The 20,499-nt window shown below is 35.6% G+C and carries 18 protein-coding genes and 2 pseudogenes; 10 read left to right on the top strand and 10 right to left on the bottom strand.

Annotation, left to right across the window (positions count from 1 at the left end):
* From wecB to EO93_RS07385, 7 genes are all read left to right on the top strand, one after another.
* A partial coding sequence (gene wecB / locus EO93_RS07415) for a non-hydrolyzing UDP-N-acetylglucosamine 2-epimerase (protein ID WP_235284144.1) occupies positions 1 to 1,062 on the top strand: 1,062 nt, incomplete at its 5' end.
* A gap of 110 nt (positions 1,063 to 1,172) precedes the next feature.
* Positions 1,173 to 2,423, top strand: a complete 1,251-nt coding sequence (locus tag EO93_RS07410) for a nucleotide sugar dehydrogenase (RefSeq protein WP_048161768.1) — start codon at positions 1,173 to 1,175, stop codon at positions 2,421 to 2,423.
* Positions 2,424 to 2,602: 179 nt separating this feature from the next.
* Positions 2,603 to 4,048: a flippase gene (locus EO93_RS07405; protein ID WP_048161766.1), complete on the top strand. Its 1,446-nt coding sequence runs from the start codon at positions 2,603 to 2,605 to the stop codon at positions 4,046 to 4,048.
* Between the two features lie 46 nt (positions 4,049 to 4,094).
* A complete protein-coding gene (locus tag EO93_RS07400; RefSeq protein WP_048161764.1) occupies positions 4,095 to 5,405 on the top strand; it encodes a phenylacetate--CoA ligase family protein in 1,311 nt (436 codons plus the stop codon).
* A gap of 243 nt (positions 5,406 to 5,648) precedes the next feature.
* The gene (locus tag EO93_RS07395; protein WP_048161763.1) at positions 5,649 to 7,049 is read left to right on the top strand and encodes a Coenzyme F420 hydrogenase/dehydrogenase, beta subunit C-terminal domain; all 1,401 of its coding nucleotides are present in this window, start codon (positions 5,649 to 5,651) and stop codon (positions 7,047 to 7,049) included.
* Positions 7,042 to 8,265 (top strand): polysaccharide pyruvyl transferase family protein, encoded by a 1,224-nt coding sequence (locus tag EO93_RS07390; RefSeq protein WP_048161761.1) that lies wholly within the window; start codon positions 7,042 to 7,044, stop codon positions 8,263 to 8,265. The genes EO93_RS07395 and EO93_RS07390 overlap by 8 nt, the downstream gene beginning before the upstream one ends.
* A 40-nt stretch (positions 8,266 to 8,305) precedes the next feature.
* The gene (locus tag EO93_RS07385) at positions 8,306 to 9,247 is read left to right on the top strand and encodes a glycosyltransferase family 2 protein (protein WP_052735406.1); all 942 of its coding nucleotides are present in this window, start codon (positions 8,306 to 8,308) and stop codon (positions 9,245 to 9,247) included.
* Positions 9,248 to 9,278: 31 nt separating this feature from the next.
* Here the strand turns inward: EO93_RS07385 and EO93_RS17335 are convergent, their stop codons facing one another.
* From EO93_RS17335 to EO93_RS07340, 9 genes are all read right to left on the bottom strand, one after another.
* Complete coding sequence (locus EO93_RS17335; protein WP_156161256.1) at positions 9,279 to 9,437, bottom strand: hypothetical protein; 159 nt, start codon at positions 9,435 to 9,437, stop codon at positions 9,279 to 9,281.
* An 834-nt stretch (positions 9,438 to 10,271) separates the two neighbouring features.
* Positions 10,272 to 12,236, bottom strand: coding sequence for a hypothetical protein (locus tag EO93_RS17940; protein ID WP_048161759.1), 1,965 nt, complete (start codon positions 12,234 to 12,236; stop codon positions 10,272 to 10,274).
* Positions 12,237 to 12,368: 132 nt separating this feature from the next.
* Positions 12,369 to 13,500, bottom strand: a protein-coding gene (locus tag EO93_RS16825) for an IS630 family transposase (protein WP_156161255.1) whose coding sequence is annotated in 2 segments (ribosomal slippage) — positions 12,369 to 13,068 and positions 13,067 to 13,500 — 1,134 coding nt in all. Because the reading frame shifts where the segments join, the coding sequence is not laid out codon by codon here.
* Positions 13,501 to 13,779: 279 nt separating this feature from the next.
* Positions 13,780 to 14,835 (bottom strand): glycosyltransferase family 4 protein, encoded by a 1,056-nt coding sequence (locus EO93_RS16500; RefSeq protein WP_162197469.1) that lies wholly within the window; start codon positions 14,833 to 14,835, stop codon positions 13,780 to 13,782.
* Positions 14,836 to 14,926: 91 nt separating this feature from the next.
* Entirely contained in the window at positions 14,927 to 15,148 is a 222-nt protein-coding gene (locus EO93_RS18650) for a DUF354 domain-containing protein (protein ID WP_048161756.1), read from the bottom strand.
* Entirely contained in the window at positions 15,082 to 15,531 is a 450-nt protein-coding gene (locus tag EO93_RS17330; RefSeq protein WP_200896767.1) for a hypothetical protein, read from the bottom strand. The genes EO93_RS18650 and EO93_RS17330 overlap by 67 nt, the downstream gene beginning before the upstream one ends.
* 6 nt (positions 15,532 to 15,537) lie before the next feature.
* Positions 15,538 to 16,611: a DUF354 domain-containing protein gene (locus tag EO93_RS07350; protein ID WP_048161754.1), complete on the bottom strand. Its 1,074-nt coding sequence runs from the start codon at positions 16,609 to 16,611 to the stop codon at positions 15,538 to 15,540.
* A complete protein-coding gene (locus EO93_RS07345) occupies positions 16,608 to 17,513 on the bottom strand; it encodes a polysaccharide deacetylase family protein (RefSeq protein WP_082107597.1) in 906 nt (301 codons plus the stop codon). The genes EO93_RS07350 and EO93_RS07345 overlap by 4 nt, the downstream gene beginning before the upstream one ends.
* 129 nt (positions 17,514 to 17,642) lie before the next feature.
* Positions 17,643 to 18,605: a glycosyltransferase family 2 protein gene (locus EO93_RS07340; RefSeq protein WP_082107596.1), complete on the bottom strand. Its 963-nt coding sequence runs from the start codon at positions 18,603 to 18,605 to the stop codon at positions 17,643 to 17,645.
* A 378-nt stretch (positions 18,606 to 18,983) separates the two neighbouring features.
* Here EO93_RS07340 and EO93_RS18645 point away from each other — a divergent pair, with 378 nt between their 5' ends.
* Positions 18,984 to 19,049 (top strand): hypothetical protein, encoded by a 66-nt coding sequence (locus EO93_RS18645; RefSeq protein ID WP_156161257.1) that lies wholly within the window; start codon positions 18,984 to 18,986, stop codon positions 19,047 to 19,049.
* Here the strand turns inward: EO93_RS18645 and EO93_RS07335 are convergent.
* Positions 19,034 to 19,608, bottom strand: a pseudogene (locus EO93_RS07335) (transposase); the annotation flags it as partial. The gene EO93_RS18645 and the pseudogene EO93_RS07335 sit on opposite strands and share 16 nt — an antisense overlap.
* Positions 19,609 to 19,726: 118 nt before the next feature.
* On the opposite strand from EO93_RS07335, the gene EO93_RS18640 reads away from it, so the two are divergent.
* Both EO93_RS18640 and EO93_RS18110 read left to right on the top strand, forming a co-directional pair.
* Complete coding sequence (locus EO93_RS18640) at positions 19,727 to 19,858, top strand: hypothetical protein (protein WP_255350344.1); 132 nt, start codon at positions 19,727 to 19,729, stop codon at positions 19,856 to 19,858.
* 329 nt (positions 19,859 to 20,187) lie between these two features.
* Positions 20,188 to 20,499: pseudogene (locus EO93_RS18110) on the top strand (hypothetical protein); the annotation flags it as partial.

The following is a 20,499-nucleotide window of genomic DNA, read 5'->3' as shown; positions in this document are numbered from 1 at the left end:
ATTGCAATTATTCTCGGCACAAGGCCTGAAATTATAAAAATGAGCCCTATAATCAGAGAATGTGAGAAACAGGGCATAGAGTATTATATACTGCATACAGGCCAGCACTACAGCTACGAGATGGATAAAATCTTTTTTGAGCAGCTGAAACTCCCGCAGGCAAAGTACAACCTCGATGTTGGATCTGGCCTCCACGGCAAACAGACAGCAAAGATGCTCGCCAGAATCGAAGAAATCCTGATAAAAGACAGACCCGACGTTGTCCTGGTCCAGGGAGATACAAATACCGTTCTTGCAGGCGCCCTTGCAGCATCCAAACTTCAGATAAAAATAGGTCACATTGAGGCAGGTTTAAGGTCCTTCGACAGGACAATGCCCGAAGAAACCAACAGAATTATTGCAGACCATATTTCCGATTATCTCTTTGCTCCAACTGAGACCTCAAGAAAATACCTTCTAAATGAAGGCATCCCCGAAGAAAAAATCTTCGTTACAGGAAACACGGTTGTGGATGCAGCCTACCAGAACCTTGAAATCTCTAAAAACGGAGCCGATATCCTTGAAGAACTCGGCTTGAAAGAAAAACAGTACTTCGCAGCCACAGCCCACCGTGCCGAAAATGTTGACAGCAAAGAACGTCTCGGTGGAATTCTTAACGGTTTTTCTCAAATATACAAAGAATTCAGCCTCCCAATCATCTTTCCAGCCCATCCCCGGACCGTGAAAATGATCGGAGAATTTGGCTTCAAAGTGCCTGAAGGCACAAGACTGATCGAACCCCTCGGCTACCTGGAATTTTTGCAGCTAGAAAGCGGAGCCAGGCTTATCCTTACCGACAGCGGAGGTGTCCAGGAAGAAAGCTGCATCCTTAAAGTCCCCTGCGTGACGCTTCGGGACAACACCGAAAGGCCGGAAACGGTGGATGTTGGTGCAAATTTGATTGCTGGGTGTGGAGAAAATATAATAGAATGTGCAAGAAAAATGATTGAGTCAGATTGTGAGTGGGAAAAACCATATGGAAATGGAGATTCTGCAGAGCTGACCCTCGGGAAATTACAGTAATTGAATAGATCAATTGAACACGGCAAAACGAAATCCCGTAACTTAAAATCCTCAAATTAAAATCGCAATTTTAAAATCAGAAATATTATTTTTAAAAGGTGGAACAAGGCATGTCAAAAATCTGCGTACTCGGCCAGGGATACATTGGCCTCCCTACTGCTCTTCTTTTTGCAAACAACGGCCACGAAGTTGTGGGCATTGATGTAAACAAACGTGTTGTGGAAACCCTCAAAGCAGGCAAAATGCCCTTTGAAGAAAAAGGCTTCCAGGAACTGCTGGACGGAGCCATTGCCAAAAATGCCTTCAGAGCCGAATCCCTTGCCGAAGAAGCCGATGCCTTCCTTGTAGCTGTCCCAACCCCCTTTGACTCCGAGATGCGGATGGCTGACCTCAAATACGTGGTTTCAGCCTGCGAAATGATTGTCCCCCACCTGAGAAAAGGCAACCTCGTAATTATAGAATCCACAATTCCACCCAAAACCTGTGACAAGCAGGTAAAACAAATCCTGGAAAAGTCCACCCTTAAAATGTGCGAGGACTTCTACGTCTCCCACTGCCCCGAAAGAGCAATCCCAGGCAACACCCTCCACGAAATGGTCTACAACGACCGCGTAATCGGCGGCGTAGACGAAAAGTCCACCCAGCTTACAGCCGACCTTTACTCTTCCTTCGTAAAAGGAAACCTCCACCTGATCACCAGCACAACCGCCGAAATGATCAAACTGATGGAAAATACCTTCCGAGACGTCAACATCGCCCTTGCCAACGAGTTCGCCCAAATCGCCGACGACTACGGCATAGACGTCTGGAAAGCCATCGAAATCGCAAACAAACACCCCCGCGTAAACATTTTAAAACCTGGCCCCGGCGTAGGCGGCCACTGCATAGCAATCGACCCCTGGTTCCTGACCGAAAACGCAAACAACAGCAGCCTGATAATGATGTCCAGGCAGATAAACGACTCAATGCCCCAGTACGTCCTGAAGATGGTCAAGGAAATGCTTGCAGGCATTGAGAACCCTACAATTACTATTTTTGGGGTTGCGTATAAGGGAGATATTGCGGATACAAGAGCTACTCCGGCTAAGAAGTTTATCAAGCTTGCAGAAAAGGAAGGGTTCAAGGTTAAGATTTATGATCCGTTTGTGAAGGAGTGGAGTTATCCGATTCTTGGGTTGGAAGAGGCTGTTGAGGGAAGCGATTGTATAGTTGTGTTGACGGATCATTCAGAGTTTAGGGAGATGAATCCAGATAAACTTACAGGGTATATGCTGAATCTAAACATATTTGATAGTAGAAGTGTTATTAATGAAAAATTGTGGGGGAAGACTGGGTTTAGAGTAAGAACTATTGGGAAATAACTAGTGTCATGGCAATTTAATTATTGAACATAGTCTTTGGATATTTCCCCTTCGTAATACAAGGATTCAGAGATTATTAGGTGATCAATAACTAAATTTTCTCGACACTAGTGCATCGCTTCCAAAAATGAAGAAACTAGATTGTAACTGTTTAGATAAAAGTATACTGGTAAAAATAAATGACAAATAATAAACTTCTCATACAAAGAGTTGGATTAGTTGGTGTTACAAATCTTCTCTTAGGTTTAAGCACTATAATATTGCTTCCAATTCTGACGAAAAATATATCTATTGCAGATTACGGTATATGGGCTCAGATTAGTGTTACTATTTCTATATTGCCTGGTATTACGATGCTAGGATTACCATTCACTATGACACGGTTTATACCTTCCGCTCAGACAAGAGAGGAAATCCAGGAGATGTTTTATTCTATACTAGTTATCATTTCAATAAGTAGCGGATTAGCATGCTCATTGATCTATCTCTTTTCAAAAAGTATAGCTTTAACTCTATTTGATGGTAATATTACTATTGTAGAAATTGTATCGTTGATCGCATTTATTGAGTGTTTGAATAGTACATTAAACAGCTATTTCAGAGCAACACAACAAATAAAAAAGTATTCAGTATTTACCTTCATGCAAACAGTGTTGTATTTGTTCTTTGTTATTATCTTTGTACTTGCAGGAAAAGGCATCTTAGGTGCTACAATCGGACTCCTAATAAGAAGCCTCATTTTATTTTTGATAATGGCATACTTTGTTTTTAACGATATTGGGATTAAACTTCCTAAGTTCACAAATTTGAAAGAATTAGTGAGTTATGGAATCCCTACAATCCCAATAAACTTCTCAAGATGGATTGTGGAATCAAGTGATCGTTATGTAATAGCTATATTTTTGGGCACAACAGCTGTTGGATACTATACACCAGGTTATTCTCTTGGTAATATTATATACATGCTTATAGCTCCTATTTCATTTATACTTCCTTCTACTTTATCAAAATACTATGATGAAAAGAATATAACAGAAATCAAAAAGATACTAGACAATTCTTTAAAGTATTTTCTTGCAATTGGTATACCATCTGTATTTGGCCTTTCACTATTATCCAAGCCTATATTGTCGATATTATCAACACAAGAAATTGCTTCAAACGGATATTTAATAACTCCATTTACGGCAGTTAGCGCACTTTTTTTTGGAATAATCTCTATCTTTAATCAAGTACTCCTGCTTGAAAAGAAAACAAAGATTACAGGAAAAGTAGTAAGTTTGTGTGCAGCGTTAAATTTTGGATTAAATTTTTTATTGATTCCATATATTGGAATAATAGGCGCAGCAATTACCACCCTTCTTGCATACGCAGTTAATTTGATGTTTATAATATACTATTCTTCTAAATATTTAAAGTTAAAAAATAATCTTCCTCTTATGATAAAATCGATAATATCCTCGTTAATAATGTCTCTGATAATTATTGATGCTAATCCAAATGGATTGTCGCATTTAATACTTCTAATAGCAACATGTACTGTAGTTTATTTTTTAATCCTATTTCTTTTGGGGGGAGTTGATAAAGAAGAAATTGTATTTTTTAAAGAGTTTGTAAAGCATTGATGATATCGCTAGGTGTAATTATAAATATTGACAATGAGTGATAATAATGTTTGAAAGTTTAATCAAGCGTCAAAAAATCCAAAAAACCCTTCAAAAAAATATATGGGCCAAAACTTCCGAATTAGAAGAATTACAACTGCAAAAATTTAGAGTGATATTAAATCACGCATATCAGAATGTACCATATTACCACCGACTTTTTAGATCTGCTGGATTGAAACCTGAAGATATTAAAAGTTACAAAGACATATCTAAAATTCCAATCACTACAAGAAAGGACTTGAGAGATCCAAAAAATGATGTCATTGCAAACAATATAAAATTGAAAAATTGTATAAAATGTAAAACAAGTGGGTCTACGGGAGTTCCTTTGGAATTAACCTGTACCGTAGAAGATGGACTTTATGCTTGGGCAAGTTACGAAAGAGTCCGGAGGGTAAATGGATATAATCCATCGCACGACAAATTTCTAATTCTTAAGAGTGCCAAACAAAAAAGTAATAATGAAAAATCTACCGTAAAATATATAAAAAAACTTCATGGAAAATTGAGCAACCAAAATACATCTTTAATATATTTAACCGAACCTATAAATAATCAGATTGAATTATTAAAAACGATAAACCCCGACGTAATATGGGGATATCCATCTGCTATAAAAGTATTGGCAAAAGAGGTAAAAGAAAGAAGTATAGAAAAAATATCTCCCCGACTAGTCTTTACAGCCTCCGAAGTACTTACGGAAGAATGTCGTAATTATATAACTTCAGTTTTTAACAGTGAAATCTATGATGTTTACGGGGCTTGGGAAACAGGCTGTATGGCATGGGAATGCAGTAAACATAGTGGCTATCACATAAACATGGATACTGTACTTTTAGAGTTTATAGATGAAAGTGGAGAGAGTGTTTGTGAAGGAGAAAGAGGTAAAGTAATCGCTACGAATTTAAATGCATTTGGAATGCCTAGAATAAGGTATGAAGTTGGGGATATTGCTATTCCATTAAAAGAAGAATGCTCATGTGGGATGGGGGGATATTTGATGAAAAGCGTGGAAGGAAGGGAAGACGATTTCATAAAATTACCAAACAATCAGATTGTTTCTCCGAGAATTGTAACGGTAACAATTAAAAATGTCCCAGGCGTATCTGAGTTTCAAGCCATTCAAGAGAAAAAAGATACAATTTTAGTCAATATTGTAAAAGAACAGGATTTTGATGAATCCACAATTCACAAAGAATTGGCACGCGCACTTCATAAAGTATTAGGAAATGAAATGAATATCGAATCTCAAATTGTAGATGATATAATAGGAGATAAATCAGGAAAACTGCGAGCTGTGGTTTCAAGGATTTAATATAGAACCCAAAATTATATGTGTTGCACTATGTTTAGAAAGTAACTCTAAATTACCCATTAGAAATAGCGAATAACCTAAGCCTATATTTTAAAAAATCATATAATAAAGGCGAGACGGATAAAACTGTTTTTTGGAGTATTAGATATGATTTATGCAATATATTCTATAAAACCTGTTTAAAGTAAATTTCCACAGAAGCATTTGATAAATATATAAAATATTCCCCAGGAGCATTATAAATTGAGATCCAATGTTATTGAAAAGATCGTTAACAGTGACCTGTGCATAGGGTGCGGAACATGTGCAGGTGTATGCCCGCAAAAAGCTCTTGGTATTCAATTCAATAATTATGGAGAGTATACGCCAGTTCAAGAAAAAAATTGTTTAAATGAATGTGGTTTATGCCTAAAAGTATGTCCATTTAGTGATGGAAATGAAAATGAAACAGATATTGGGACAAAGCTCTATGGTAACATAGATGGAATAAATTATTTGTTTGAAACGGGATATTATTTGGACTCTTATGTAGGTTACGCCCCTAATTTCAGACAGAGCAGCTCCTCTGGAGGAATAGTAACATGGATTCTAACAACATTATTAAAAAATAATGTTGTAGATTATGTTATTTGTGTTAGTCCGCAACATAACCCAGACCAGTTGTTTAAATTTGAAACTTTTAGTGATGTAAATTCTGTTTTAAACTCCTCTGGATCGGTATATTACCCTGTTGAAATGTCAGAAGTAATACAGAAAGTTCTAAAAGTCCCAGGCCGCTATGCTGTTACTGGTTTACCCTGCTTTATAAAAGCTATCAGGCTAGCTACCCAGAAAAACAGAAAGCTAAGAGAAAGGATTGTTTTCACAATAGGTCTCGTTTGTGGCCAAATGAAAAGCAAAAACTATACAAAATATATCGCAGCGATAGCAGGCAACGATAGCTTAAAGAAAATTCAAAGTGTCTATTATAGAGGAAAAAGCCCTGATAAGCCTGCGAGTAATTATTATTATAAATTCATCGATGAACATGGATCACAACACAAAATCTTCTGGAATGAAGGTGTTTCTGAAGCCTGGGTTAACAGATGGTTTACTCCTAATGCGTGCAATTATTGTGATGATGTGTTTGCGGAACTTGCAGATGTTACATTTATGGATGCTTGGCTTCCAGAATATTCTAAAGACAGCAGAGGCACAAATATAGTGCTTGTGAGATCACCTAAAGTTCTGAATATTATCCAGGAAGGAATAGAAAAAGCGGAAATTAATGTCAGTAAAATTTCAGTTGAAAAAGTGATACAGAGCCAGGCGGGAGTAATCGAACTTAAAAGGAAACAGCTTTCTTATCGTTTGTACCTGGCAGAGCAAAAAGGACTAAAAACTCCTGAAAAAAGAGTGAATGCAAGTAAGGATATAGGAATTCTGAAAAGAAGAGAAATTAAGCTCAAAGCAAAAATGCAAGAAGAAAGCAAACAGCTTTTTTTGGGATGTTATAAGGATCACGCGCTTGACATAAAAACTTTCAGAGCTGGGATGAACCCATACATCAACCAGATCCGGCAGCTTAGATTGCTTGGGAAATTTGCGCTCCCAATCCGGTTAATTAAAAAAATAAGCAAAGTAGAGGGGAAGAAAAATGAGTGAAAACCCAACTTTTATTCTGGCAGGAAATGGCCCATATGATAACCGAGGCTGTGAAGCGATTGTAAGGGGAACCGCGAAGATACTAAGGCATTACTATAAGGACCCTTCATTTTTGTGTGTAAGCTTTTTCCAAAATCAGGAGCAATTCGAAAAACAACGTAGAGAAGAATTTGACCCGGCAATTGTACATAAGAAAGCCAATAAACGCCAGAGTAAGTTTGACCCAAATTGGCTTCTTAGGTTACCATTCAGAAGACTTTATCCAGAATTGTATAAAAACTGGATGTATAAAGAAATGATCCCATACATCGAAAATTCAAACTCAGTATTATCTGTTGGTGGAGATAATTACTCTTTAGATTATGGTATTCCCAGATTATTTACATATTTAGACGATGTTGTTTTGGAACGCAAAAAACCATTAATTATCTGGGGTGCATCTGTAGGACCTTTTGAAAAAATACCTGAATATGAAAAATATATAAAAAAACACCTTCAGAATGTAACAGGAATTTTTGCAAGAGAGCCAGCCACGATAGAATATCTGGATAAAATTGGAATAACAGATAATGTGTATAAAGTTGCAGATCCAGCATTTTTAATGGATCCAACAGAACCTCAATCCAATAAAAAGATAGAAATTGAAGAGGATTCCATTGGAATAAATCTAAGTTCCTTGATGGCAAGATATCTCAGCAATGGAAATATGGAATTATGGATTAACAAAGCATCCACTATTGTAGAAGAAATTGCAAAAAGAACTGACAATAAAATATATTTAATTCCACATGTAACTTTACCAGATTCAAATGATTATTTGTTTTTAAAAGAAGTCAAGGAAAGGATAAAAACTTCAGAAGAGAAAATAATTTTACTTCCGCCAACATATAATGCTTCAGAAACAAAGTGGATAATTAGCAAGATGAAACTTTTTGCGGGGGCAAGGACTCACTCAACAATTGCTGCCCTTTCGTCTTATGTTCCAACATTAAGTTTTGCCTACAGTATTAAAGCAAAAGGAATTAATAGGGATATATTCGGGCATGAAGATTATTGTTTGAATCCTGAAAAACTAAATCCGGAAATTGTGGCTGAAAAAATCGAATCAATGCTGGAGAAAGGGAACGAAATTAGAGCCGAATTGAAGGCAGTTATCCCAAAGATTGAAAATGAAGCTCTTTTAGCTGGTAAAACTCTTATGAAAATTACAGGGTAATTTTGCTGCATGACAAAAATTAAAAAAGGGAGCATAAAAAATGCCGCTTATCTCAGTAGTTATTCCCCTATACAACAAAGAACCTTACATAGACCGAGCGATAAACTCTGTTCTCAACCAGACCTTCCAAGAATTTGAGGTGATAATAGTAGATGACGGCTCAACAGACAAAAGTGCCTGCGTTGTTGAAAGTTTTCTAGACTGTAGAGTTAGATTAATCCAGCAAGAAAATGCAGGAGTTTCCGCAGCAAGGAATAAAGGAATTGAAGAGGCGAAATCAGATATAATTGCGTTTTTGGACGCAGATGATGAATGGATGCCTACTTTTCTTGAAACAATAATAAATTTAAGACAAAAGTATCCAAAAGCAGGAATATATGCCACCGCGTACTCATGGTTTGATTCAAATAAAGTTATAACTCCTAAACACCATGGAATTCCTTCTGCTTCTTGGGAAGGAATAATAGAGAACTATTTCTCTATTGTTTCAAAAAGAAGCCTCCCTGTTTCTGCATCTTCAGTTGCAATCCCCAAAAAAATACTTTTTGAGATTGGGATGTTTCAGCCAGGATTGTGGAAAGGTGAAGATCAAGATGTATGGGGAAAAATCGCTCTAAAATATCACATTGCATATAGTTCTACTGTTGGATCGATATATTATCTAGATGCCACTAATAGATCTTGTGGTAGAAAAAGATTAGCTCAAGAAATTCCTTTCATAGAAATAGCGAGATTACAAATAATAAATAGAAATGTCAACCAAGAACAAATAAAAGATTTAAAATTGTACGTTGGAAACCTTGAATTTGAATTTGCAATACATAATGTATTATCGGGGAATTATAATCAATCCATGATGCTATTTAGAAAATGCGAGTTTAAATATGTCATGCCTAATTTTCTTTGGCATGCTAAACGATTTATGCAAAAACATTATAAAAGATTTAGAGAAACTCCAAGTTGTACACGTTTACGCAGATGAGTAATAATATTATAACCTTACTTCCGCTTTTTTAGGCGCATAAATTCAATTTTTCCATAATATCTTTTTGCTTCCTTGTGAGGTCTGTAACTATTGACTCTCCATTTTCCAGCTCTATCTTCTTGATTTTTTCAAGTTCCATGAGTAAACTCTCTACTGTATAGTCCTTGATAATCTCTGTTTCCTTCATTAGATCCTAACTTTGACAGATTTCTATAACTCAGACAGTGCAAAGTTACAAGAAACGCCTTGCTGAGATGCAATCTAATTTGAAAAAATGAAAATTCATAACTAACATAGAAGTCTGCATAAAATTTTAAATTGTATCTACAATTTTGATAGTATCCACTAATTCTCAGACTTGGCTTTCAAAGATGCATGATTTTCCGATCTCTTATGGCTTTGTTTGTGTATTACTAAGAAAAGAATAATCCTATCAATAACGTTTTTACAGATATAACAAGTATTTCCTGAAATCAGTTTTCGGAAATGTTTGATTTTTCAGCACCTTATTACTCATTTTTGTTGACCTCACAAATGATCAGTCATTGATTCAGGTGTTTTGTTACAAAGTTGCCATGTTCATAAATATTGTAGCTAAGCGGATCTTTATGAGCAAATAAATATATATGATCGATAGTAATTTCCTCAAAGGAGTGTTGTTTTATGGGAATTGCATTATTAGCTTAGGCTATACATTTATAAATATATATTGGGCAAAAACAGTTGCAGTAGGGTTTTTAAAGTTATTTGAATAACTAGGTAATACAAATTCTACTTTTGAATGTTGCTTCTTGCTACTGATTTTGGATGCGAATAGAGGCAAAAATCGCGTTTCTTTGAAAGCTGAGTCTAAATCTTTTATTTTTCTTCGCACATATCGATATTCTACAGACGCATAGAACATCAGTAGCGATCATTCGTTTATTTGTCCATACTTCTCCTTTAAAGCCAAATACAATTTTAGCCATTGATGTGTTGTAATATACTGAGCCATTGAACTCTATATAAAATTACCTTAGGACTAAACAAATGCCTTTGCTTCACCAGTATTATAGACGCAGCTAAAATTATTATATAATGTTGTTTCAAAGTCGTGCCCAAGAATTATATCTACCGAAGAGCAAGTTAATGGTCTTGTTAAACTTGTTTTCCGCCAGATAATCAGTTTATCGTTCATGAGATTCCAGTTAATTTCTCCTTTCGCGTTTGATGGGTAGACAGCCAGCTTGTGTTGGTCTCTATATAGATAAGTCCCAAAAGGTCGACCTTTAGTTTGCCCATCTGCAACAATTACATTATTATATGATTCATTTACGTGTGTAAACAAAGCCATCTCAGAATCTGTCCAGACTAATCGCTGGATTACATCCTCTCCATATACTGGAGAATCTAAATTCGTTTCGTTGTTTGTAATCATAAAAAATGAAGCAACAAACAAAATTATAAAAATAAAAGATATTTGCTTCTTAGGATTTTTAATAAAAGATATAGTTATGAAAAAGCCAATAGAGATAAATAATACAAAAATAACATAAATAAATGCAGGCCATCGATCTGGAATAATATTTTCCAGTCCAAATATAGGGAAAATATATCTAATAGTATATAATATGAGAGCTGTAAAGAGCAATGATATTTTTGCAGGCGAAAAATGAGACTTTGAGATTGTGTAGAAGCTTCCTATAATGCCAAAAAAAGTGTATATCAGAAAACCAAAAGTAAGTAATAGCATCCCATAACGTTCAATAATATTGGAAGAGATAGATAAATCTAAGAATTCTACTTCAGCTAATAATGAATTCGAAAGCCTAATAACTATTAGATCAAAAAAAGAATATTCTTGATCCATCCAATGGAAAATTAATGTAACAACCATAACAAGACAAAGCGTTAAGCTTGATAATTTTTCACCGACTTTTAAATTAAACATTTTTTGACTGATTAAAGATGACAGGTATAAACATATAACTGTAATCAATGCTATAAATGCGGAAATAGTATGTGTCCATATAATAGTAAAGATAAAAAAAACTAATAATAATTGATACTTTATTTTATTGTTTCCGTTTGTCGAATGGCTTTTTATTATCAAATAAATTATAATTGAATAGATTGCAAGCCCAAAACTCATTGCAATGACTATGATAGTCCAGCGAATGTGGAAGCTTGCAAAGCTTATTAACAGTACTGAAAATAATGCGATGTTTGAATTGTTACATACCTCTTTTACAAAAAGGTATGTAAACGGTGTGCTCAGTATAAGAATTATTCCAATCATATAAAAGGAAAATCTTGCATCAAGATTGACAATCAGAGAAAAAATAACTGAAAACAGATGTGATATTGGATAGTTCAGATAATACTCCGATACCTTTGTAGTATTAACTAAATGATTAAAATGCAAAAAATCTTTAATATATTCAAAATGTGCCCAAGGATCAGATCCTACTGGATAAGAAGAAATAAAAAAACTGCTTGCACTTAATACTAAAGAGATTAAAAAAACTTTTATAAATATATTGAATATATCAATTTTCGTAGGCTTATTGGAGTATATTGAAAGTATACCAATTAACGATATACATACGGAAACAAATACAAAAAATAGAAGAGATCTGTGGTAGATAGGAGATTCTACATAACTTATCAAAGCAAGACTAAAAAAGCACCAGTAAAGAATTTTGATAGATTTTAAGATACTATCACTTAATGTGACATCCAAGTTTAAATTATTAGAAAGGATAATTCCCCTGAACCTTAAATAAAGAATACATGTAATACCGATTAATGGACTCAACAAAAAAAGTTCATTACTTACGTATTTTAAGTTGATAATCGTCATAAAGACGCCGAATATACATCCAAGGAAGGCGAATATACCATCTATTGTAAAGAGGTCTTTTTTAGTGACACCTTTACCTAATACAATACAAATTAATAATGTAATTATTATTAAGAAAGGAGTAAAATCATGAAATGAACTCATATATAGCAGCTCCAAATAGAAAATCTGATCATGGATTCTAGTGTTGCGTCAATCCTCAAGGATTGAATGATTCCAAACAGCTGTAATTGATTTTATACGACAGTTTACTGCTGATGCGACACTAGTGTCTAGTCAATCCCCAATTGTCGGATAAAGGCGTGCTAATTTTATCCTTGCATCTTCTGTTGTAAATTGCCAATTAACCTTTGCATTTTTGTTGTTTCTGAACTTTTGCCAGGCCAATGTCTCTTTCCTGACAAGCTCGATGTTATCTATTCTCCTTTTTAAGCACTGACCTGTGAGTACATTCAATTCTATTTCTGCCATGTTTAACCAGCTTCCATGCTTTGGAGTGTACACAAACTCAAATCTATCCCATAGTGCTTTCGCTTTCGCTGGTTGAAATACTTCATAGAGAGATCCTGGAACGTGTGTATTTAGATTGTCCATTATCAGCGTAATTTTATCTGCATTTTCCTGTTGAAGTGCAATTTCTTCCAGAAAATAAGCCCAGTCTCTCTTGGTTTTTCTTTCCGTGATTTTCACCATTCTTTTTCCTGTTAATGGTTCACAGGCAAGAAAGATATTGCACATTCCACAACGTTTGTACTCATAGTCATATCTGGCTGTTTTCCCTGGTGAACAGGGTACAGGAGTTCTGGTTTCTCCAATAAGTTGTTTTGGAGATTCATCCATACACATAACAGGATTTCGTGGGTCAAATGGACGTTTATAAACATCCAGAACCATTTCCATATTTGCAACAAAGCTACTGTTTTGTTCTGGAGGAATCACCCATTCTTTCCTTTGCCATGGTTTGATTTCGTTTTTTTAAAGTACGGCGAACTGTTTCATGAGAAATATTCTCGATATAGCCAAGCTCTACAACCTGATCAGCTAACAGTCTCAAAGACCATCTTGCAAAACCTTCGGGAGGTTCACTGCAACTCAATGCAACTAAATGGGCTTCTAAATCACCATCAACTTTTTTAGCATAAATACGATCTCTTGTTTCTCCATTGAGGGCAATGTCAAGACCTTCTTCAACAAATCTTTTTTTAACACGGTCAATTTTTCTCATACTGATATTCAGGACACGTGAGATGTCTTCGTTGATTGAATGATTAACATTCCATTCACCTTTATCACAATTAAGTAAGATCAGAGCATTGAGGATTTTTTGGGAGTTGTGTTTACCCTTTGAGGTAAGTTTACAAAGAGTGTCACGCTCCTCTTTGGTAAGTGTCACAGTGTATCTATTCATAAGGAATCCCTGAGATTCTTTATGAACATTATACAATATAATCATTACGACATTTTACTGCTGACGAGACACTAGTCTAAAACTGAGATACGGGATAATTCTACAGAATACTAAAATAACCTCTCAACCATAATATATTCGAACTGCGCAAGTATATCAAAAAATACATTACATAAATATTAACGTAAAGTGACTCTGTTCCAAAATCTAGTGATTTTTAATTTTACATTCATCACTGGATTTTGGTACTGAGTCCGTAAAGTAGTATTTCAATATTAATTATACTAATTTTAGATAAACATCCTCAATAACTCTTTTACATATGTTAGCCCAATTAAACTGTCTCGAATAACTAATTATCAATTCACGATCCCATTCTTTATCAAGAGCGTAAAGTATTTTTTGAGAGAGATCTTTTGAGTCTCTAGGTTTTACAAGCAAGCCGTAGTCTTCTGAAGTTATTATTTCGGGAATGCCCCCGACAGTTGTTCCAACAAAAGGCTTTCCAAAGTTTAAAGTTTCAAACATTACTATTGGAGAGCCCTCTGCTAAACTAGGTAAGACAAAAATATCACAAGCATTGAACCAAAACTTGATCATTTCATCTGGAATAAATCCTATAAATTTGATGTGGTTGTCTAAATTTAAATCACTCACTTTTAACTCAAGTGAGGGTTTTACAGAGCCATTACCGCCAATTATACAGCAAACATCCTCTCGTTCGTTACAAACTATAGACATAGCCTCAATTAAATAGGAATAACCTTTTCTTTCTTCAAGGTTACCAACGCTGAATAAAATTTTCGTATTTTCTGGTAGATTAAGCCTTTTTCTACTGGCCATTTTAGTTTCTTCTAAAGAACTTACATCTGCAGCGTTAGGAACTATAAATATACTCTTGTGTTCACTAGTTACTTCACTAATAATTTCTTTCCAATAGCTTGAAAGAACAATAATGGAATCACATGAATTTAGAGTATGCTTAATAAGTGCAAATCGGATACAGTTTGAGTTACTTAAAAAACTGTCAAAATCTGGAGCATGAATATGTAACACAACTGGACGGCGAGAAAATGCTTTTAAGAAAAAAATATACACCGAGTTTTCAATAAATGAAAATTTAGAAGAAGTATGTATGTGTGTAATATCATAACTATGTTTTATACTAAAAGATATGATTTTAAGAATATTAAACAATATTGAATAAATTTTAAAGCATAAGGCCTTTATAGACATCGATTTTATAATAGAAATAGTGATAAATAATGTTCTATAGTTATAAATATTTTTAACATTATAGGTAAAATCACGAATATAGGAAGCAATCCCTCCCACACTAGGAGGTTGTGGCCCGATTATAAGAATTCTTATTTTCTTCGGCATGGTATCAAGACCTATTAGTTTTGTAAATTACTATTATTCGGGATCAAAAATTATCCAAAATTCGCTTTACATTTGAGGTTACTTGCGTCTTTACCTTCTTACTATTACTAAGGTCAAGCTTAGTTCTCTCCTTTGTACCATTAAGGGTATTATCTACAATTTCATCAACATCTCTAGAATGTAAAACCTTATCTTTATCTACGAAATATTGATCAACTGAAAGCAATTTAGAGCTCGGAAAGAAAGAAACCGAGGTAGTACCCATGCAGGCTGCTTCCCTTGCAAGCGTCCAGAACCTGTTAAAACTGCGTCTGCGTAATAACAAAGGTCAAGTGAATAATTTGAAAGGTAATCTTCTTTTAATAGAGTGCTATCTGAATCAAAGAAGAAACTATTTTTATCCTTTGTCAGAGTGTACTGATACACAGATTCGTAGATACCAGAGTTATCTGACAAATTCAAACCCAAAATATTTATTGCAAATTCATAATCACTGATTCTCAAGTCACCTTTTCTTTTCAGCATCAGCTTATTATGCACATGAATAGGAATTAATCTACTGTTATAAAATCCAAAATGTATAACTTCTAAAATTGGTTTGCGGAATAACCGCTTAAAACCATAAGCAAGATAATCAATAGAAACCATTGAAAATCACATTTCGTTTAAGATCCGACAGACTGAAGTCATTACTTCTTTTTTGACTATCCCACAACGGCCAATATCCCTAATTGAAGTCACCACTTCTTTTTTGACGGTTCCACGTCGGCGAATATCCCTGAGTTTAGAATTCTTAGACCTATTTAAGACATGATCTATGATTTCATCTACGTCTCTTGAATGAAGGACTTTCCCCTCATCTACAAAATACTGATCAACTGAAAGTAATTTAGAGCTTGGGAAGAAAGAAACCGAAGTCGTGCCCATGCAGGCTGCTTCCCTTGCAAGCGTCCCAGAACCTGTTAAAACGGCATCTGCATAGTAACAGAGATCGAGTCCATTCAATGCCCTTTCGGGTTTATAAAATTTGCATCCTTTCGCATAACTTAGATCCCCTTTTTCCCTCGGGAGATAGATAACATTGATATTTTCTTTTTCAAAGGCTTTCAAAAGATCATGAACAATGCTTTTATTTTCTTTGACATAAAAGGATGCTAATGCTTCTGGGCGCACCACCACAAAATTTTCAAAAGGCACCTTATTCAGGAAATTCGGATCGGGCTTATAATCTGCAATATAAATATCTTCTTTACACCCATCATAAGTTATCAACTTATTATCATCAAATATTTTACAAAAATTCTCAAAACATACCTGAGGAATAATAACGTAATCAGCAATGCTTTTTACTTTCGACTCCAAATCTTGAACAAATAATTTTTTCTGCGAAAATTTCAAGTCATTATCGCAAAATAAAATGGATGTTTTTCGGCGTATTTTTGAAACCGCTTCTGAAATTGGATTTTCAAAAGATATAGATACATCAAATGCGGGTGCAGAAACCGCGAGATTCAATGTTCTAGATACAGCGTATAAAGTCTTCTTTAAAGGATGAGGGTGGTCAGCTCCTATCACTCTACCATCTATTCCAAAAGATTTGCACAGCTCAACAGTTTCGGCTCGATCTCTTATCGTAATAATTACCTTATGATCTGATAATCCTCTCAGTATCGAGTTAAAAAAAAGTGCATGAGATGGATTTATGATGTCAATCCAGATGTTAGTCATTTTCCCACCGCATCAGATGAATAAATATCATGCATAAGATTTTGTGATTTAACTGATGAGTCAGACAAACAACTATAATCATCTAAAACATTGTTTATTGTAGAAAATTCAAATTCTTTTAATAATGCCTCAAATTTAGAGAGAGATGAATTAATTCCATAGTAAGCCACAAATCTAGAAAAAAGAGGCAATTTAAACCTGGGGGTATTTGGATATGTTTCCCAGGGATGGATATAAATTATCACTGGCCTTTTTTTATTTACATGCCTGATCCCCAATTTAAGAAACCAAAGTGGAAAGAGACGAAGATAGAAGCCCCCTGCAATAGGAATATTTATACCAATTTTTAAAACAGTCATTGGGAATTCAATGATTTTACCTTTCGGGTCATATTTCGTAATATCCTCTTTAGAAGGTTTGTAAATATTTACAGGTGCCGTAGGTTCACCATATAACATTGTTTTGATAGGGAATATGCTGGAATCATATTTGAATCCGTATTTTTCCAGAATTTCAAAAGCCCACTTTGTAGAATTATCTATTGAGAAGCTGGGTGCACGAAAACCAACTGGTTTTTCACCAGTAATTGATTCCAGAAGATCAACTGATCTTTTAATTTCGTCCTCAAAAGCGGCTTTCCCCAATTCCTTGAGAGTTTTATGCGAATAACAATGTGATTGAATTTCATGTCCTTTATCATGGATTTTCTTTATTAACTCAGGATTTCTTTTAGCATAAGTACCAAGGACAGCAAAAGTTGCACTTACATTATATTTTTCTAACAAATCAATAATCGGCTTTACGGCTTCAAGATCTTGATCTACTTTTTCAGATGGGAGATATTTTGTAAGAAACTCATTAGAGTACCAATGCTCAAGATCTATAACCAGTGCATTTTTCATTGTAAATACCCCTAACATAATTAATTTTTTACTATTGCATCTATGCCCTTGATATGTAGCAGACTATCTTGGATAGCGTTGTATATTGCTTCGTACACTAATTCGACTCCAAAAAAATGAGTAAAAATATTAACTTTTTATAGACTCCCTGAGTATGCCTGCAATCGAATGCAGCATAATCCCCGTAAACACCATAAACGTCCCGACTAAAGTTAGCAAAATCATCAGAATAGTTGGCCCGAAATGCAAATTCCCACCAAGATAAAAGGTCTGCAGAAAACTGAGGCCCATGTATAACCCAGATGTTCCAAGAACAAATCCGGGAATTGTAAAATAATACAGAGGCCTGTTAAACTCCATATCTGTTAGAATTTTTAAAAGAACCATCAATCCATGCCTTATTGGATTCTCCGTCGAACGGCCCACATCGTACCTTACTCCTATCTCCACCTCTTTGATCCTTAACCCCGCCTTTCCTGCATCTGATAGCATTTCGCTTTCTATTGCCATGCCTTTTGAGTTGAAGCGGAAGATGTCTTTGGTGTGCCCAGCAAAGGCGCGAAAACCGCTCTGGGAATCGGTTACCTGGATGCCGGAGTTCATGTTCGTAGCTTTGTCCAGGATGGTCTGACCTACGCGTCGGTAGGAAGGAGTGTTTTTTCTGTTTCCGTTGAGGTAGCGGCTGCCGTTTACCATGTCTGCAACGTCCTCCAGGATAGGAGATACGAGTTTTGGAATGTCTGAAGGGTTGTGCTGGCCGTCCGAGTCCATAGTTACAATGACGTCGGAGCCTTCAGCGGCTTCAAAACCGGTCTTGAGGGCCATGCCTTTTCCACTGTTGAGGGAGTGCACAATCACTTCGGCACCGACTTTCTCCGCGATCTCGGCTGTGCGGTCAGAGCTGCCATCATCTACCACGATCACCCTGTCGGCATACTGTCTCGCCAGCAGGACAACGCTTCCTATGGATATTTCCTCATTGAAGGCTGGAAGGATCACGGTTATTTTCTGGGGGACCGTTTCCCTTGCGAAGGAAGTATCCTCCTGCGTGATGCATTGGGAACTCTTGCTCAGAAGCAGTTCGCTATTCACTTTCGATTCCTCTATTGGAAAAAAGGAATCATTGGACGAGATACTATATGTGAACGTCTAACCCCCCCTTCTAAATTTATTCTCTTTTTGTAATTATAGACTGTTTATTCATATATTGCTGAACAATCAATGACAGGCAGCAGGAAAATCAAACAATTCCTAATCTAAACCTCTTCGTTAAAATTCTTGAAAGTAACAACTACACCTCAGATACATTTCCCAATTTTTCCCCCTCAAAAAGGAGCCCTTGTGACCCCACACAACTTCTTATCAGTTGTTTTATCAATAATATATCTCAAAAGGTATTCGTTATTTAATATACTAATCTATATAATGGATTAGGAAATTAAAAGTAGGACTATAAGTATTTGAACTGATATAGAAAAAGCAAGAGCAATAAGGTTATTTAACGAAGCTTATGAACAGGGAGCTTTGTTTTCATAATGAAGACCATCTCTTACCTTGAAATAAGTAGCATCGATAAGCAAGTAAGGAATTTCATGTTCAATTCGCTTTGAGAGAAATTCTTCAACCTTTTCATCCAGTTCTTTGGTAATTCTGGAAACAGAAGAAGCTGAGATTTCACCTACTCCTAAAGCAGTCATGATCTTTTCCACCCTTTGGGTGGAAACTCCCTGCAGGTAAGATTCCGCTACGGCGGCTAAGATGGCCTTTTCAACTCTCGAATACTTATCAAACACCTGAGTTTCAAAGGGAAACTCATGGAATTGAGGTTTTAACAATTCGAGTTTCCCATGCTTGGTCAGGAGAATTCGAGGTTTGTAGCCGTTTCTACTGGCTTTACGTGAATCTGTCCTCTCATAACGTTGTGCACCAGCTCGGAGGAGGGCTTCCTCCTCCATTACGAGGTTTAAAAACCAGGTAATTAACTGGCGAATTCCATCTTCCTGATCGACAAGATAATCTTTTATGAGTGGGAATAAATTAACCATTGACTCTGCATCCTCTTTTTTGTGGTGAAAGGAAAAGGATACAGAGTCAATCATATTTTACAGAACTTTCGCTACACTGCCGAGGATATTTATGAAGTGCAAAATTTTGCGCTGAAATTTTTATGATGGCTGACCATTAGCTACTTTTACGACTCCATCTATGGAAAAGTGAAAATGCTCATTGGAAAAAGAATGAATGTAGAAGATATATCATATGCAACGGGTATAAGTAGGGGAGTCGTAGAACAATATCGGGAATTGCATAAATCTGAAAACAACATCAATAGCGATGAAAATTGATAAATTAATCTGTGCTGATGAATAAACTTTAAATATAGGCTAAATCTGGCATATGTCAGGATGGTAAATTCTTACATTTTAATGTCTGCCTGCCGATACAGGCTATATGCAATGGTGATTATAGGTTCTAAACACATATTCCTCCGTAATTTTATACTATTATCACACCAAATAAATATCGTATTTTACGCCGGTAGACAAAACACTATCAGTCAAAATATGGCTTTTTGTTGTTGGTTTTGTCTCTTTTTAACTGGGAAATTATTTTCCATCTTTACAAAACAGCGAAGAGCCAAAAATAATAAAAAGAAAACCAGAGGGGGTCTGTTATGCGATTCCTCAATAGAATTTCTGGGATTAAATTTGTAGGATTGTTAGCCATTATTATTTTAGTTGTTTCTACTCTGGGATGTACGAGTTCAGACTCGGATAAGAACAATTCAAGCTCCAGTCCAAATGCAAAGGTGATACCTCCAACACCTGAAGCAAATATTACGTTTGTTACTACTGATTCATCATTTTCACCAATTATCACAGTTACGGGTAATCCTAAAATTCAATGGGTATTTGGTGACGGTTCAACATCTGATTCTCCGTCTCCTTCTGTAAATTTTGGTTCAAAGGGAACAAGAGCAAACACT

Origin of the sequence: Methanosarcina sp. 1.H.A.2.2, from assembly GCF_000979975.1 — an archaeon.
GTDB lineage: Archaea > Halobacteriota > Methanosarcinia > Methanosarcinales > Methanosarcinaceae > Methanosarcina.
This window is presented reverse-complemented; position numbering and strand designations above follow the sequence as displayed.